General features: G+C 54.6%; 10 protein-coding genes. 4 read left to right on the plus strand and 6 right to left on the minus strand.

Going from position 1 to position 15,903, the window contains the following annotated elements; genetic code table 11:
- Window positions 1–137 precede the first annotated feature (137 nt).
- Window positions 138–1,769, plus strand: coding sequence for a diguanylate cyclase (locus tag C8R31_RS15515; protein ID WP_258192738.1), 1,632 nt, complete (start codon window positions 138–140; stop codon window positions 1,767–1,769).
- A 23-nt stretch (window positions 1,770–1,792) separates the two neighbouring features.
- Here C8R31_RS15515 and C8R31_RS15520 read toward each other — a convergent pair whose 3' ends face one another.
- Window positions 1,793–2,626: an SH3 domain-containing protein gene (locus C8R31_RS15520; protein WP_107695073.1), complete on the minus strand. Its 834-nt coding sequence runs from the start codon at window positions 2,624–2,626 to the stop codon at window positions 1,793–1,795.
- Window positions 2,627–2,825: 199 nt separating this feature from the next.
- Complete coding sequence (purT, locus tag C8R31_RS15525; RefSeq protein ID WP_107695074.1) at window positions 2,826–4,046, minus strand: formate-dependent phosphoribosylglycinamide formyltransferase; 1,221 nt, start codon at window positions 4,044–4,046, stop codon at window positions 2,826–2,828.
- A 363-nt stretch (window positions 4,047–4,409) separates the two neighbouring features.
- On the opposite strand from purT, the gene serB reads away from it, so the two are divergent.
- Window positions 4,410–5,240 (plus strand): phosphoserine phosphatase SerB, encoded by an 831-nt coding sequence (serB, locus tag C8R31_RS15530; protein ID WP_107695075.1) that lies wholly within the window; start codon window positions 4,410–4,412, stop codon window positions 5,238–5,240.
- A 60-nt stretch (window positions 5,241–5,300) separates the two neighbouring features.
- Here serB and C8R31_RS15535 read toward each other — a convergent pair whose 3' ends face one another.
- From C8R31_RS15535 to C8R31_RS15545, 3 genes are all read right to left on the minus strand, one after another.
- Complete coding sequence (locus C8R31_RS15535) at window positions 5,301–7,715, minus strand: TonB-dependent receptor (protein ID WP_258192739.1); 2,415 nt, start codon at window positions 7,713–7,715, stop codon at window positions 5,301–5,303.
- A 322-nt stretch (window positions 7,716–8,037) separates the two neighbouring features.
- Window positions 8,038–9,258, minus strand: a complete 1,221-nt coding sequence (locus C8R31_RS15540) for a sialidase family protein (protein ID WP_258192740.1) — start codon at window positions 9,256–9,258, stop codon at window positions 8,038–8,040.
- 251 nt (window positions 9,259–9,509) lie between these two features.
- On the minus strand, window positions 9,510–10,778 hold the full coding sequence (locus tag C8R31_RS15545; RefSeq protein ID WP_107695077.1) for a dicarboxylate/amino acid:cation symporter: 1,269 nt from the start codon (window positions 10,776–10,778) through the stop codon (window positions 9,510–9,512).
- 299 nt (window positions 10,779–11,077) lie between these two features.
- Here C8R31_RS15545 and C8R31_RS15550 point away from each other — a divergent pair, with 299 nt between their 5' ends.
- Both C8R31_RS15550 and C8R31_RS15555 read left to right on the plus strand, forming a co-directional pair.
- Window positions 11,078–12,067 (plus strand): glycosyltransferase family 4 protein, encoded by a 990-nt coding sequence (locus tag C8R31_RS15550; RefSeq protein WP_107695078.1) that lies wholly within the window; start codon window positions 11,078–11,080, stop codon window positions 12,065–12,067.
- A gap of 1 nt (window position 12,068) precedes the next feature.
- Window positions 12,069–14,009, plus strand: coding sequence for a nucleoside-diphosphate sugar epimerase/dehydratase (locus C8R31_RS15555; protein ID WP_107695079.1), 1,941 nt, complete (start codon window positions 12,069–12,071; stop codon window positions 14,007–14,009).
- 21 nt (window positions 14,010–14,030) lie between these two features.
- On the opposite strand, the gene C8R31_RS15560 is transcribed toward C8R31_RS15555, so the two are convergent.
- Entirely contained in the window at window positions 14,031–15,836 is a 1,806-nt protein-coding gene (locus tag C8R31_RS15560) for an ABC transporter transmembrane domain-containing protein (RefSeq protein WP_258192741.1), read from the minus strand.
- Window positions 15,837–15,903: the final 67 nt, after the last annotated feature.

The following is a 15,903-nucleotide window of genomic DNA, read 5'->3' on the forward strand; positions in this document are numbered from 1 at the left end:
ATGCATATAAAAAGCAGCGGCAGTGCTTTATAAAAAACCCTTTTTCAATTGCTGCTTTTCCGATAATTATTTTTCATTCGCGGTATAACTCGTCCGTTAAGCTAGACTATTTGCCCTTTTGCAAAAGTGTACCAATAGTGTTCAAGAGCATTAAGAGCAAGATCGTAGTATTCGCAGTCATGGCGACGCTTGTCCCGTCGCTGGGGCTGGGACTGCTCTCGTTCAGGCAAAATGAGGCGCAGATCAGCGATAATGTCGCCCGCGAGCTTCGCGCTCTCACTAATTATGCTATCCGTGAAATAGAACTCTGGGTCGAGAAGCGCGTACACGAGACGCAGGTCACCTCCGCATCTATCGTAGTGGTTGAAGGGTTGGCGACGGCTGACCGGCCCGCGAGCACCCCCGGCAAAAATCCCGCAGCTGTGGGTCACTATCTCCGCTCGGTACAGAAAAAACTCGACACAATACTGGAACTCACGGTTGTAAACGCAGCCGGAGAAGTCATAGCCAGCAGCGCGGAAACACCGGAGCCTGTGGCAATCCCGAGCAGCTGGCCGCAAACGCGCCTGATAGCTGCACCGCACTGGAACAAGCAATATGAAGCTCCGACGCTGAGCGTCGCAGTTCCAGTATTGTCATATGGCGATGTGCTGCTAGGCGCAATGGTCGCCGTGCTTGACCTGCGCAACCTGAAGCCCTACCTGAAAAGTGCGACAAAATCCCCCCCCGGTGAAGTGCTGCTGCTTGATTCAAATGGCAGGACGCTCGTCAGCAGTTATGACGACGAGAACAAGTTGACACAGCTGGATTCTGCATTGCTGAGCCAGCTTCGGGAACAAGCGGGCGACTCCATCGCATTTCACGGTCTGACGCACCCGCAAGTCATCGGATTGGCAGATGTCGCTCCCCAACTTTCGATCACGGTTCTGGCGGAACGGGATCGCGCCGAGGTTTATGGAGCATGGATCGAACTGCGCAATATCTTTCTGGGGCTGGTGGCCGCGCTCGTGCTCGTTGTGACAGCCGTCGCGTTCCAGATGGGGCGCTCCATCGTGTTGCCGTTACAACGGCTGATGCGCGCAGCTGACCGTATTGCAGCGGGAGATCTTGAGGTACGACTCAGCGCGACGCGCAGCGACGAGCTCGGTCATCTTACGCAGGTGTTCAACCAGATGACAGACCGGCTGCGCCATAGTCACGCCAAAATCATGGCTACCAATGAAGCAATGCAACAACAGAATGAGGTCCTGAAAACGCTTTCGATTACCGATAGCCTGACTGGCCTGTACAACCGCAGCAAGCTTGATTCAATCTTGACCGATCAGCTCGCGCGCTTCAAACGCAGCCATCGGCCGTTTACATTGCTGATGCTGGATATTGATCATTTCAAGACGCTCAACGATACTTATGGCCATATTGCGGGAGATGAAATCCTCGCGGCCGTGGCCCGGATACTTCTTCAGTCGATACGCAGCATCGACTATGCCGCACGCTACGGTGGGGATGAGTTCATCATAATCCTTACTGAAACTTCGGCAGAACTTGCCACGAATACTGCGGAGCGAGTTCGTTCTCAGGTAGAAGCCTTGTATCCCACGGTTAAAGGCACGGAAATCGCATTAACAGTCAGCATCGGCATAGTAGAGCCTCGGCTGGAGGACATGACGCCAACCGAGGTATTCGCGAGCGCTGACTATGCACTCTATGAGGCAAAGCGTGCGGGTCGCAACCGTGCCTATTGTCCTCTTCTGATAAAATCGGAAGCCTAAGGCGCGCGTAACGTTATTAAACCTCAGGGTTTGCCCACCTGTGCTTCCACCAGTGTATTCAACACCCATCCCGCTCGTCCATCGGCTGTCATCACGTACAGCCAATCGCCGCGATAGGCCTCCGCGATCATGAGTGCATCCCGTTTTAACGTCGTGACCAAGGGGGCGCTTAAGCCCGGCTTCTGCCGCAGATTGCTGTTGCTGGTTGTACGCAGCGGAATGGGAACCTGCAACGATACCGTGAGCTGATCCGAAGTTTTGCGCGTGCGGTTGTTCGTTACCATATCGATATACTCACGAGCCTGCGCAGCGTGATCCATCGCGGAGGCATAGTTCTCCTCCGCATAGGAGGTGGTAGCGGCGTTGAGGAGCCGCTGTGCCTGCGTTTGCAAAATCTCCTCGGACCCTGCCATAGGGGACGATTTCAGATTCCCCATCATCATTTCAACTTCCGCAATAGCCGAGGCGGCGGCAGGGCGCGTAGCCAAACGCCGGAGCTTGACCTGGGCCTGAGCGGCCAGACTGCTTGTTTCCTGCAATGTCTTGGCCTGATCCTGCTGCCTGGCCTGCTGACTGCGGATCTGCGCATCTTTCTCTGTCAGCACCTTCTGCAAGCGTTCAATTTCTTGCTGCTGCGCGTCTTTTTCAGCTTCGAGCTTTTCAAGTTCAATTTCGCACTGTACCTTCGCCCGTGCTTCGGGAACGGCAGCCACGGTCTCGGGCTCAGGCTCGGGAATGCTTGATTTAATAGGAATACCGCACCCCGCAATGTTCAAACCCAGTAGCAAAAGAAATATCCCTTCTCCGATATGCCGCAGCTTTGCAATCGCCACCTTGCGCTGGTTCCAAAATCCCATTGACTTGCTTATCTCCCGATCTTGACGATCCTGCCGTTTACTATACGGCCGTCCCACGTGAATATGGAATGCATTTTTGCCCGATGATATAAATCGTGGAACGCGATCTGAAATCCCTCAATTGGTGCGGCCATTGCCTGGGGAAGCTCTGGAGCCAGAAATTACGGCGGCAATAGGGATACTTGAGTGCGCCTCTACTTTAGCCAGGATTACTGGCCACTGGAATCACCCTGCCGGCAGCGAGCTTGGCTCGCTCCCTCGCCTCTACGGTGTCGATTCCGTTCGCCAGTGCCACACCCATGCGGCGCTTGGAAAATGACTCGGGCTTGCCGAACAGTCGCAAGTCGCTCCGCGGCACGCGCAGTGCTTCGTCCACACCCGTGAAGGCAATCGCCGGCTCGTTCATCTGTCCATAAATTACGGCGCTTGCGCCCGGCTCCCGTAGGCCCGCATTCACTGGCAGCCCAAGTATGGCACGCGCGTGGAGCTCGAATTCGCTCTGAACCTGGCTGCACATCGTTACCATGCCGGTATCATGCGGACGCGGACTAACCTCGCTAAACCATACGTGTTCGCCCTTTACAAATAGCTCCACCCCGAAGACCCCCAATCCGCCGAGATTACCGGTAACCTTTCCGGCGATCTCACGCGCTCGCCGCAACGCGAGTAGGGGCATCGGCTGCGGCTGCCAGCTTTCCACGTAATCACCGTCTATCTGAACATGACCGATCGGTTCGCAATAATGCGTTTCCACTTCGCCGCTGGCATCCATGGCGCGTACTGTAAGTAGTGTTATCTCGTATTCAAAAGGAATAAAACCCTCAACAATGACTCGCCCCTGGTTTACCCTGCCGCCGCTCACGGCATAGTTCCAGGCTGCTTCGACCTGTTCCGGGCCATTGACAGTCGACTGACCTTTACCCGATGAAGACATCACCGGCTTTACAATGCAGGGGTACCCGATGCCAGCTTCTGTTGCCGCCCGCAGTTCTTCCAGGCTGCGGGCGAAAACATAGGGTGAAGTGGGCAAGCCTAATACCTCCGCCGCGAGGCGGCGGATCCCTTCGCGATTCATGGTAAGCTGCGCAGCGCGCGCCGTTGGGATGACGCGCGCAATTCCCAGGCGCTCGATTTCCATCAGGGCGCTGGTGTCCAGTGCTTCGATCTCTGGCACTATGATTTGCGGTCGCTCACGCTCCACTAACTCCCGCAGTGCCGCCCCGTCCGCCATGTTAATGACGTGTGCGCGATGCGCCACCTGCTGCCCGGGAGCGTTTCCATACCGATCAACAGCAATTGTTTCTATGCCCAGGCGTTGCAACGCGATGATGACTTCTTTGCCGAGTTCGCCGCTACCGAGCAACATTACCCTTGTAGCAGAGGTACTGAGAGGCGTGCCAATATTGAGAGGGTTGACCATAAGATAGGCTGATTCGGCAGCTCACTTCAAGCGATACTTTAAAAACGCAAGTGAGATTATATCTTCTGGCAACGGATTAGGTAATTCAATTCATCCCAACCCATGGGTTTCCGGAATTCGATATGGAAGTGCTTGGCGATTACTGGCAGAATACTGAGCCGGGGAAACATCCCCTTTCGGGGCCATATGTCGGAACCCTTACCCTGGTTCACCGGCAACGGCCCATCCGATATTTCCCGCAGAGTTGCGGCATGGGTCTATTCCGTTCCGGTCTTCCGGTCAACTGATTAAATCCGGTCCTGAATCATCTTAATCTTCTTTGCTCTGCTCGAAAATGGCTGGCTATAAACAAGTAAAAAATATATGAACCTAATCATCCAAGGAATGGAAGTCGAAAACAGTGACCTGCGCGAATTGGCGAAACTCGCGGGTGCGAACCATATCGAACGCATCACCGGCGAGGCTTTTCGGCTGAGAAACGCAAGCCGGCGGGAGCATATTTCCGAATACTGTGCCGAAGCGGAACTCGATTTCGCTTTCGTGGAACCAACGGTTCAGCTGAAAGACTTTGGCCTGGTGGCAATGGACATGGACTCGACCCTGCTGGCGATCGAATCCATTGATGAAATAGCCGATATGCAAGGTGTAAAAGCGCAAGTGGCGGAAATTACACAGAGGACAATGCGAGGTGAAATTGTCTTCGCTGAAAGTTTGCGGCAGCGGACGGCGCTGCTGCAAGGCGTGGAACAGGAGGCGCTTCAATACGTTTACGATAACCGCGTCCGATTAAGCCCTGGCGCGGAAAAGATGCTCCAGCGCATGAAGTCCGCAGGACTCAAAACAATGGTCATTTCCGGAGGGTTCACCTTTTTTACTGACCGGATAAAATCCCGACTGGATTTCGATTACGCCGCCGCGAATACGCTTGATGTCCAGAATGGCAAACTGACAGGCAAAGTGTTAGGGGAAATCATTGGGGAACATGGAAAAGCGGAAGTGTTGAATAAAGTGCGGGAAGAACTCGGATTGAAACGCGAACAAATCATTGCCATAGGTGACGGCGCCAACGACCTTAAAATGATGGATGCGGCCGGCGTCAGTGTTGCGTACCATGCGAAGCCCGTTGTCCAGGCGAAGGCAACATATGCGATAAATCACGTCGGCCTGGACGGGATAATTAATTTGTTCGAATAGATTGCACTTTCGCGATAGACCCCGATCCACGACGGGACGATATGAAGCGCGCCAACTAGGTCAATAGCTGAATGCGGCCTCTACCAGATAGGTACGTTGCGGATAAGGATGGAAAACGAAAGCCTTGTCATTGTTTAGATTGCTAATGCCAAACGAAAACCGGCTTTTCAGGCCATTCTGGAATCTATGCCGGTAGCTGGTTTTAAAGTCCATGAAAAAGAAATCACTTTGGGCGCCGAATACATTGTTTACACGGTCCCGATTATCCAGATCGTTGAACGAATCGCTGGTGTAACGCCCGGAAAGCGAAATATCCCAGGCTTCCGTAGCATTATAAGTGGCAAAGAAATTTGCACGCCAGTGGGGTAAGCGAATACGCTGTTTACCGGTAAGATTAAAACTGTCCGGGCCGGGTTGACCCTGGAGCGGTAATGGATGGTTAGGTGCCGTGAAGTCGACCAACGGCCCCTTGTCCACTTTCGCATTCATCCATGTACCGTTGAACATGAAATCGAATTTCGAGCCAAGGATGCGGCGCTGGTCAAAGATAAGCTCAACGCCGGTAGTGCTCGTCTGATCAATATTCTGGAATGCGCTGGTTGTGAGTACACCTGAAACCGTTTGTACTTGCTGGATAGCATCCTTTATATCGTCGCGAAAAGCATTCACACGAATGTAGCCCTTGGGCAACCCGTATTCAATCATGAAGTTGTGATGGACGCCATTCTCGGGCTTGAGCAGCGCATTGGCGGTAAGAATACTCGTGGGCGAACTGAGCGATTGATAAAGCTCGGCAATCACCGGAAAACGATGCGCCCGGCCGAACGAATAGCGGTATTTCCATTGTCCCGGCTCATAACCCAAAGAGACCTTGGGTGAAAGTGCCGATTCGTCACGGTCAGGCACTGGAGTGCTTCCAACAACCCCTTTGGTGGCGGCCCACCATTCCTGACGCACGCCTACCGTAACATCCCAACCCGGCAAGAAACGGAAGGCCGATTGAGCAAACATTGCATGCGTTGAAGTCTGACCATCGTTATTTCTGCCTGGTTGTAATGCTCCGCGAGTCAGGGTGGCATAATCAAGCAAGGAATATTGGCGGAAACTCAAGTTGTATTGGTCAAAGTGGTATCCGGCCATGAACGATACCTTTTCATTTCCAAGCAATACCGGCGCGCTCAGCTTGAGATCGTAGTTTAGCCAACTGAATTTCTTGAAGTCCTGAAGCTGTCCCGCGCCGGTATTGCCCGGATCGCTGGCATTGAAAAAGGCTGAGGCGCGGATATCCTTGAGGACATCGAAATGGCTGATGGTGGTATCGATATTCCAGTTGGGGGTCAGCGCGCCACGAAGTTGCAGGCCAAGATTGAGCGTTTCGCGCTTATCCTGGCTTCCCCCAAGCCCCCGCTGCACAACATCGAACCGGGTACCGCCCAGGGAAGCGTCACCCGGCGCGCAACAAGGTATTGCCGGCCCTCCCCAGTAAGGGGCGCCAGTTGTGGTGCCGGCCAAGTAGTTCTGCGGGCGGTTTTGGTTGCGTGTCCGGTCCTCGTAAGCCACCGTAAAAATAGCCTGAAGATCGGCCGTAATGTCATAACCGAATTTACCCTTGAACAGGTGTGTATTCACCTTCTCGGGGCCGGTATCGCCATAAATAATGCTTGGCGTGCCGCGCGTATCGGGCGTTCGGATGCCGCCCGTCACCGGCACCGGTGATCCCGTCGGATCATTAGACAAACCAGTGTTATCGATGAAATAAGACTGTGGGTGCCCTTGGGCTTCGAGGCGATTGTAGGCCAGGAATACCGTAAACTGATCCTTGATCCGATTGCCATAGGATACATATTGCCGGTCGCCGATGAATGTTCCTTTATCCGGTCCATAGAGCTTATAGGGTTGAATAAAGAGGCTGCTCTCGACGTAGAACTCCTGCTTGCGCGGCATACGCGTCTTTATGTTCACCACCCCCCCGATGGAGTTACCGCTATACTCGGCCGAGAAGGGTCCGTAAACAATGTCAACGGAATCGATTTCATTTGGGCCGACCATTGACCAACGCGGGGCGCCATTGAAGGACGCCTGCAGGAAGTTATGCAATGGCAACCCATCTGCATAAACCATGTTGCGGGCTGTCGAGAACATGTCGGCCCCGCGGATACCCAGAACTCCGTTCGGATCGCCGACGTAGCGCTGGCGGATTTGCAAGCTCGGCATGTACTTCAACACCTCTTCCGTGGTCTGGGCATTCTGGCGCTCGATCTGCGCCCTGGTCACTCGGACAGAAGGTGAGGTGTAATGTGAATCCTTTTCAGTCTCCCCGGTAACAACCATTTCCTTGAATACCGTTTCTTTCACCTCCGCAGGAGGCTGCTTGGCAGGTTTTGCATCTGAGCCCTTGGTTGAATCGGCGGGCGCTGGCGCTCCTTGCACGTCCATACCCGGAGGCGAAACAGGCGGAGCTTTTGGTTCGGCCAATTGACTCAGATTCCAGCTCGATGAGGTACTTGTGTTCGGCTGGGCGCTTTGCCCACCGACACTGGAACTAGACTGGGGTACTGCGCTGATCCGTCCTTCCGTGCCGGCAGAACTTATAAGATTCTTTTCTGTTGAAGTGTTTTTTGGTTGCCCGGGTTCGTCAGCCGCGAAGGCTGAAGACGTCGATAGCAAGCTCGCGAAGGCGAGAGCAATAGGTTTCATTTTCGTATTTTTTGTTTTCTAGCCCGGCCTTACCGACAAGACCAGGCGGACCCATATTGAAGTGAATAATCAACTCCGCAGCTACAGAGCATTTAACGGGTCAACTGGAGCGTCGCGCAGTAACTCGCTCGATCGGCAGGATACGCAACCCTTCTTTCGCTGTGTTCCATACTATCAAGACCTTCTTGCCATCCATCAGCGGGACGGGATAGTCTGTCGTTCCGGCGGATTCCATCAGGCGGAGGGGTTCGCTCCATGATGCGCCGCCATCGTGCGAAGACATCATCTGGACTGAATAGGATTGTCCATCAAACTCGCGCCACGTAAGAAGAACGGTTCTATCCGCAGTGGCCACCGCCGCATGGTTAGGTTGTGCTGCGGGATTTCCGACCGGCATGGGCTTTGATTCCCAATCGCCGCTAATACGCTTGTAGAACAACCCTTGACGCGCCGTGCCGTTGGTAAACCAGACTAGATGGATTTGCCCCTGGCGATCTGCAGCGATGCTTGCCCCGTTGTGGGGGCATGCATCAATTCGCCAGTCGTCATCCGTGGCACGTCGTACGCCGCCTTTATCCAGATTCGCGACGGCGAAATCGCGCGTATTGGTACCGAAAATATGCCGCCATAAGACCACGGGTCCCTCCCTGGTCCAGGCAAGCGAAGTGCGGCAACATTCACAGGTATGCTCCTGAAATTTGCGGTTCGCACGAAAAGTTGCACCATTGTCGAACGATTGCGCCGTGTAGATCGAGACGCCCGAAAACTCCTCATTCCTTTCATTCGCCGCGTCCCGGTCACGTCTATCCAGCCATGCGACTATCACCCTGCCCTCGCCGTCGATTGCGAGCGAATCGAAACGATGGCTGGTGATACGCCCATCGTCGTTCAAAGTCATCGGTTGTGTAAAAGTTCGCCCTGAGTCTTTCGAGTGCGCGAAACGCACGTTGCCCGCATATTTCTGCGGTAGCGACTGTACCCAGGTCAAAAGTACGGTGCCATCACGCGCAACCGCGATTTTTGGACGGCTTTCCCCATCCGCCGAGATATTTTCCGGCTCGGGCGTGATCACAACCGGGACGGAAAAATTTATTCCATTATCATCCGACCACGAAACCAACAGGCGCTGGTTCTCAACCCTAGCAAGCCAGAGTCGCCCGTTTTGATCCAAGGTGGCGCCCACCGCGATGGTTGGCTTTGGGGGACGGACGACGTTTTCGAGGCTTTTCTCAGAGGCTGGATCTGGATGATCAGCGAACGAGATAGTCGGTACAATTGCTGCGGCACCCAGAAAAAAAAGCCCTATAGCGCGCGGACACATCACCATCTTCCTCTCCCGTATAATAGCGGGACGAGAATAATTCATTTCGTCACGCAGGGGAATGTGGCAAATTGTCGCACCCTACCGCTGCGCTGCCTGCTTATAGCGTCGCCCCGCCGCCTCCTTTTTCAATACGAGATCAACGACCGCACAACACTGCCTGTGCAAGAGCGACGGGGTGGATCGGCAAATAGAGCGGTAATTAGGCGACCCGGGCGATGGGGGCCATCCTGCCCTTGGTTGAACGCAGCCTAGACATCGCTGGAGTCAGGCCCGCTGGGGTCAGGTTGGCCCCGCACCAGCTTTTGTACCACCAGGCTTCCCACCATATCGCCCTCCACATTAACCATCGTCCGGAAGGTGTCCAGCAGACGATCGATGGGCAGAAGAATGGCGATAGCTTCAGCAGGCAAACCGACGGATTGAAGCACCAGGACCATTGTCACCATACCCGCGCTAGGGATGCCCGGCGCGCCCATCGCTGCAAGCATCGCGGAAACAAACACGATCATCTGTTGCACGAAGTTGAGTTCGATGCCCGCCAAGTTGGCAATGAACAGAGCCGCGGCCGCCTCATACAAGGCGGTTCCGTCCATGTTGAGCGTTGCCCCGAGCGGCACGACGAATCCCGCGATATCGCGTTTCACGTGCAAATGCTGTTCCACGCAACGCAGCGTGACAGGTAAAGTGGCCGAACTGGAACTGGTGGCGAAAGCCGTTATCAGCGCTTCCCGCGCGCCGCGCCAGAACTTGAGCGGTGTCATGCCCGCGACCAGATAAAGAATCAGCGGCAGTACCACCACTCCATGAAGCAATGTCGTCGCAACGACCACGACGATAAACTCTATTAGGGTGCCAAGCAGGGCCACGTCCTGAGTAGCCGCAAGCTTTGCCAGTAGCGCCATGATACCGAGCGGCGCTAGCCGCATAATCCAACCCACCAGCATCAGCATCAGCTCCAAAAACTCCTGTAGCAGAATGAGAATATTGGTGTAACGCTCGCCGCCAATTACCAATGCAATTCCAAGCAGAAGTGAAAAAACCACGACTGCCAGCACATTTCCCTGAGCCAGCGCTGCAACCGGGTTCTGAAACAACGTGTGCAGCAGTTGCGCAAAAAAACCGGAAAGCGGCATCTGCCCGGCTTGAACCCCCTGCATGGCGGATTGGAACATCTCAAGCTGCAGCCCCTCGCCGGGCCGGAATATATTAGCCGCTGTCAATCCGAGGATAATGGCCACCGCCATGGAGAACGCAAAAAAGCCCAGCGTCGCTTTCCATACGCGGTGCATCTGCCGGTGCATCCGCAAGTTGGCCACCCCGACCGCGATGGAACTAAACACCAGCGGAATCATTACCATCTTCAGCATATCGATAAACAGCGTGCCGACAAGTTCAGCGATATAAAGCCCGGCTTGCGCGGCTGGGGACTCTTTCTCAAGCATGGCAAGCCCTAGGCCCAGCAAAACGCCTGCAAATGCGCTGAAAAGAATCTGGGCGTTAAGTGATGTTCTTCTCATTGACGAGTTCGCCGTTAAATAAAATTTGCAGTCCGGAGTAACGATGTGGAATAAATATATGCTCGCAATCTGCCCATCAAGTAATCCCGCGCTACACCATGCGCTGTGTCGGCACGATAGCAGACTTCCGAAACATAAAACGCCGGTAGGAAAGGTCCGAGCAAAGTACCGAGAAACAGCGACATCCGTTTCCGGATCACGCACTATAAACCGTCTTCACCCGTAACCGAAATCAGAAGCAATATGTGCTCCGGTTATTTCAGGCATGTCGGCTTGTATTTTCAACAGTATAATTTGACATGACGACTGAGCCCTCTCTTACGCTTGTTGCCGCACCGGCACTCGCATTCATCGTGACGCTCGCCTTGGTCCGGTGGTTGATCAAAGGCAATATTCCTGTGCTTGATCATCCTAACGCCCGGTCGCTTCACACTACCGCCATTCCCAGAACCGGGGGGCTGGGCCTGCTGGCGGGAATATTGGCTTCCTGGGCGCTGCTACCTGTCGCTCCGCCGCTGGTTGTCTGGCTCGCCGTTATCGCATTGGCATCGGTCTCGTTCGCCGACGATGTTTTTGATCTTCCAGTCTGGGTACGGCTGCTTATGCACGGTGTGTGTGCGGTCTGGTTCTCAACTTCGCTGATAGCCGACACCAATGGCTGGCTGATGGCGATTTCTGCCGCACTTGCAGTTACATGGATGCTAAATCTCTATAATTTCATGGATGGGTCCGACGGTTTAGCTGGAGGCATGACATTGATCGGCTTTGGCTGCTATGGCGTGGCTGCCTGGTTAGCTGGGGATGAGTCATTTGCCGTCGCAAATTTCTGCGTTGCCGCGTCCGCAGCAGCCTTTCTAGTGTTCAATTTCCACCCCGCGCGAATTTTTCTGGGCGATGCAGGCTCAATTCCGCTAGGGTTTCTGGCAGGAGCAATGGGCATCATAGGATGGATGAGCGGTAATTGGCCCCCGTGGTTGCCGCCGCTGGTGTTTTCGCCATTTATTGCTGATGCTTCTGTTACTCTCCTGAAACGGGGTTGGCGCGGTGAAAAGGTCTGGCAGGCGCATCGCGAGCATTACTACCAGCGCATGGTGCAACATGGAATGGGTCATCGCAATACAGCGCTGCTCGCGTATCTACTCATGCTGGTCTCGGGTGCAAGCGCCGTGTGGGCAACGCGACAGGATCCTTCGGTTCAATATGGTGTCGGTATTGCTTGGTGCGGAGTTTATCTGATCATAATGTGTGCTTCTGACCACTATTGGGAACGCCGTTCCGGCGGCTCTTAGCATGCCACTGCGTAATCCTAATATACGCACAGTCATTGCCTTTGTTCACGACATCGCCGCGGCAGTCATGGCCTGGTGGCTCGCCTATCTGTTCCGCTTCAATTTCGACATCCCTCCCCTGTACCTGACATCGCTGAAAGAGATTCTGCCATGGCTGGTACCGATACACGCGGCGGTATTCCTCTGGTTCGGTCTATATCGCGGGCTCTGGCATTACGCTAGCCTACCGGATTTAAAGCGGATCCTGTTTGCAGTCCTGGCATCCGCGGTTGTGGTGCCGCTGGGGTTGTTCATGGTGCAGAGACTCGAGGGTGTGCCCCGAACTGTGCCGTTGCTGGCCCCGATTCTGCTTCTGTTCGTCATGTGCGGCAGCCGCCTTGCGTACCGGTCGTGGAAAGAGCATCGGCTGTACGGTCAAAATAAAACGGAAGGCAATCTCGTCCTGGTGCTCGGAGCAGGCGATGCGGCAGTCACACTGCTTAAAGAACTCACCCGCAGCGTTCAGTGGAAGGTCGTAGGTTTACTGGACGATGACCCCGCAAAACGGGGGCTGATGCTGCACGGTTTCAAAGTTCTTGGCCGGATCGACGAACTGCCGGTGATAACTCAAAGACTGGGGGTTGCACACGCCATTATTGCGATGACCTCTTTTGTTCCCGACCGGCGGCAGTCTACCCGCTCTCAACCCGACCGGCGCAAGCCGGACCGGCTCCGCCGCGACCGCCGCCGAGCGCTGGAAATATGCGCAACTGCCGGGATAAAGGCGCTTACCGTCCCCTCGTATGAGGACCTGATAAGCGGCAAAATTACGGTGTCGCAAATCCGTACTGTCGAACCCGAAGATTTGTTGGGGCGTGATCCGGTGATTCTGGACAGTGACGGCCTGCATGGCCTGCTGACCGGGAAAACGATATTGATAACAGGGGCGGGTGGCTCCATTGGCTCGGAATTGTGCCGCCAGATTCTCAAATTCGGACCGGGCCGCCTGGTTCTGTTTGAATTGAACGAATTTGCGCTCTACAACGTGGAGCAGGAATTCCAGTCAAATTTCCCGCACATTCCAATGGCCTTCACTATAGGCGATGTCAAAGATAAGGCGCGCCTGGACCAGATATTCTCACGATACAGGCCGGCGGTCGTGTTTCATGCCGCGGCGTACAAGCACGTTCCCCTCATGGAACTGGAAAACGCTTGGCAAGCCGTACTCAACAACGTTCTCGGCACCTACGTTCTTGCCCAGGCTGCGATTGAGCATGGTGCGGAAAAATTCGTGTTAATTTCTACCGATAAGGCCGTTAACCCCACCAATGTGATGGGCGCCAGCAAGCGGCTCGCGGAAATGGTATGCCAGGCAGTGCAACAATCCGCGTCCGGATCAGTGCCGTCGGGTAGTCGTCTGCAAGTACCCGGCTTCGTCATGGTTCGCTTTGGCAATGTGCTCGGAAGCGCGGGCAGCGTCATTCCCAAATTTCGCGAGCAGATTGAAAAAGGGGGACCAATCACCGTCACTCATTCTGAGATAACGCGCTATTTCATGTCCATACCTGAAGCTGCGCAACTGGTCCTGCAAGCTGGACTGATGGGGGGAAACAATGGCGGCGGGGAGATCTTCGTGCTGGATATGGGCGAACCGGTGAGAATAGCCGATCTCGCACGAGACCTCATCCGTCTTTCCGGCCTGAGCGAGAACGACATACAAATCGTCTATAACGGGTTGCGCCCGGGAGAGAAGCTCTACGAAGAATTATTGGCCGATGATGAGAGCACCTTGCCCACACCTCATCCAAAATTGCGTATCGCGCAGGCACGTCAAATCGATAAACACTGGCTCGAGGATCTGCTGGCCTGGCTTCATGAGCATCCCGTGCTCAGTGACGAAGAGGTCAAACAGGAGTTGAAAAAATGGGTGCCGGAATACTCCCGGCAGGACTCGTTACATTAACTCGGGTCGGTCATTCCCGATTCAACATTGATCAGCTTCCGGAGACGTTCGGCGATAATCAAGCGCTACCACTTTTTCTGGTTTAAGCAAGGTTTGCGAAAATTTGGCGTAAGTGCGGTTGCGTACCAGCAACTCCGCATGACGGCCCGTGTCGACAATATGGCCTTCCTCAAGCAGCACTACGGAATCAGCTCGTCGCAGGGTCGACAGCCGCGGGTCGATGACAAGTGTTGTGCGCCCTCTCGTCACGGCTTCCAAAGCTGCATCCACATAATGAGCGGATTCGGGGTCTACTGCATCGAATTTCTCGTCCAATAGCAGAATGGGTGGATCTTTTAACAAAGCTCGGGCAATCGCAATACGCAGCCGCTGATCACCTGAAAGTTTCTGCCCCTGTTCCCCAATCATTGTCTGCAACCCATGGGGCATTCTTCGGATAAATTCCGATGCATGCGCAGCTTGCGCCGCCGCGGTAATGTTTCCTTCTGTTGCCCGGCTCATGGCGCCAAAAGCAATGTTGGCTGCGATCGTGTCAGTAAACTCGGTTGCCCCAGCGGACACCAGTGCTATATTGGCGCGCAGGCTGCCCAGCGTGAGGCTACTCAGATCATGGCCGTCGAGAAGTATCTGCCCGCGTGTGGGGTTAAGGAAACGGGGCACGAGGTTCGTCAAAGTAGACTTTGCGCTGGAAGAATCCACTAGCGCCACCAATTCGCCGGGTTGGAGCGTCAACGTGATGTCCCGAAGCGGAGCATATGTTCCCATGCCGGGTCGGGAGCCGGCGCCTGCCTCGGACGTGGTGTCGGGGCCATTCTGCGGATCGGGACAGAAGCTGACGTGTACGAACTTCAACTCGCCGCGTGCTCGTTCAATGGCAATTGTTCCCTTGTCCGACTCGATGTCGTGGTCCAGCAGTGAAAAAACACTGTCGGCGGTACTCAACGAATGTTGCAACGATTCGTTCATCCCTGCGATTCGCCTTACCGGTTCCAAGAGCATTACCATACCCGCGGCTAAAGATGCAACCCCGCCGACCGTGATCTTATCCGCGAATGCATGCTGAGCCGCGACGTAGACGATGAAACCCATAACAACAGCAATTGATATCTGCACCAAGGGGACACCGAGGGACGCCATGGCCGTCCGCCTGGTCGCAGCATGGTGGATACGTTCCGCTTGCTTGCGCATGCGTTCAATTTCGTACCCCTCCGCCCCGTAGAGTTTGACCACCTGGTAATTTTCAATAGACTTCTCTAAAACATTGGATAGGCTATCGGTCGTGTGCCCCACTTCCCGTGCTATTCCCTGCATCCGCTTTCCAGCCAATCTCATGATCAGCCAAATCGCTGATGCCATCGATAATGCGACCAACGCGAGGGTCCAATCGAGATAGAACATCCACCCCAGCAATCCAACAATGGTAAACGTGTCCCTGGCCAGCAAGGTCACCACGGCCGTAAAAGCTTCCGCGAACCGCGTAGCGCCGGATGTGATCAGGGAAAATACAGCAGCATTCGGACGGCCGGCATAGCAGCATGCTGGTAGCATCAGCAGCTTGTCGAACATCTCCACTCGTAAATCCATTGCCATTCTGCTGCCGATCCAATTGATGGCATACGTGCTAATGTGACCTGCCACGCCACGCACCGCAAATAACCCGACGATCGCCAGCAAAATCATTTGCATCAATTCGAGGTTCTTTTCAGCAATAACGCTGTCCAGCATCGGTTGAATCAGCGCCACCAGCATGGGCACAGTAGCCGACATCACGACCAGGCTGCCCAGCGCCAGCATGAGCACCTCCCAATGAGGTGCAACATATCTCATTTGGCGGCGCCATAATTGGCCACTGGTGATTGTTTGCCTGTTTTGCATGGTATCTGGCAGAACCGGG

This window comes from Nitrosospira sp. Nsp2, assembly GCF_003050965.1.
Classification (GTDB): Bacteria; Pseudomonadota; Gammaproteobacteria; order Burkholderiales; family Nitrosomonadaceae; genus Nitrosospira.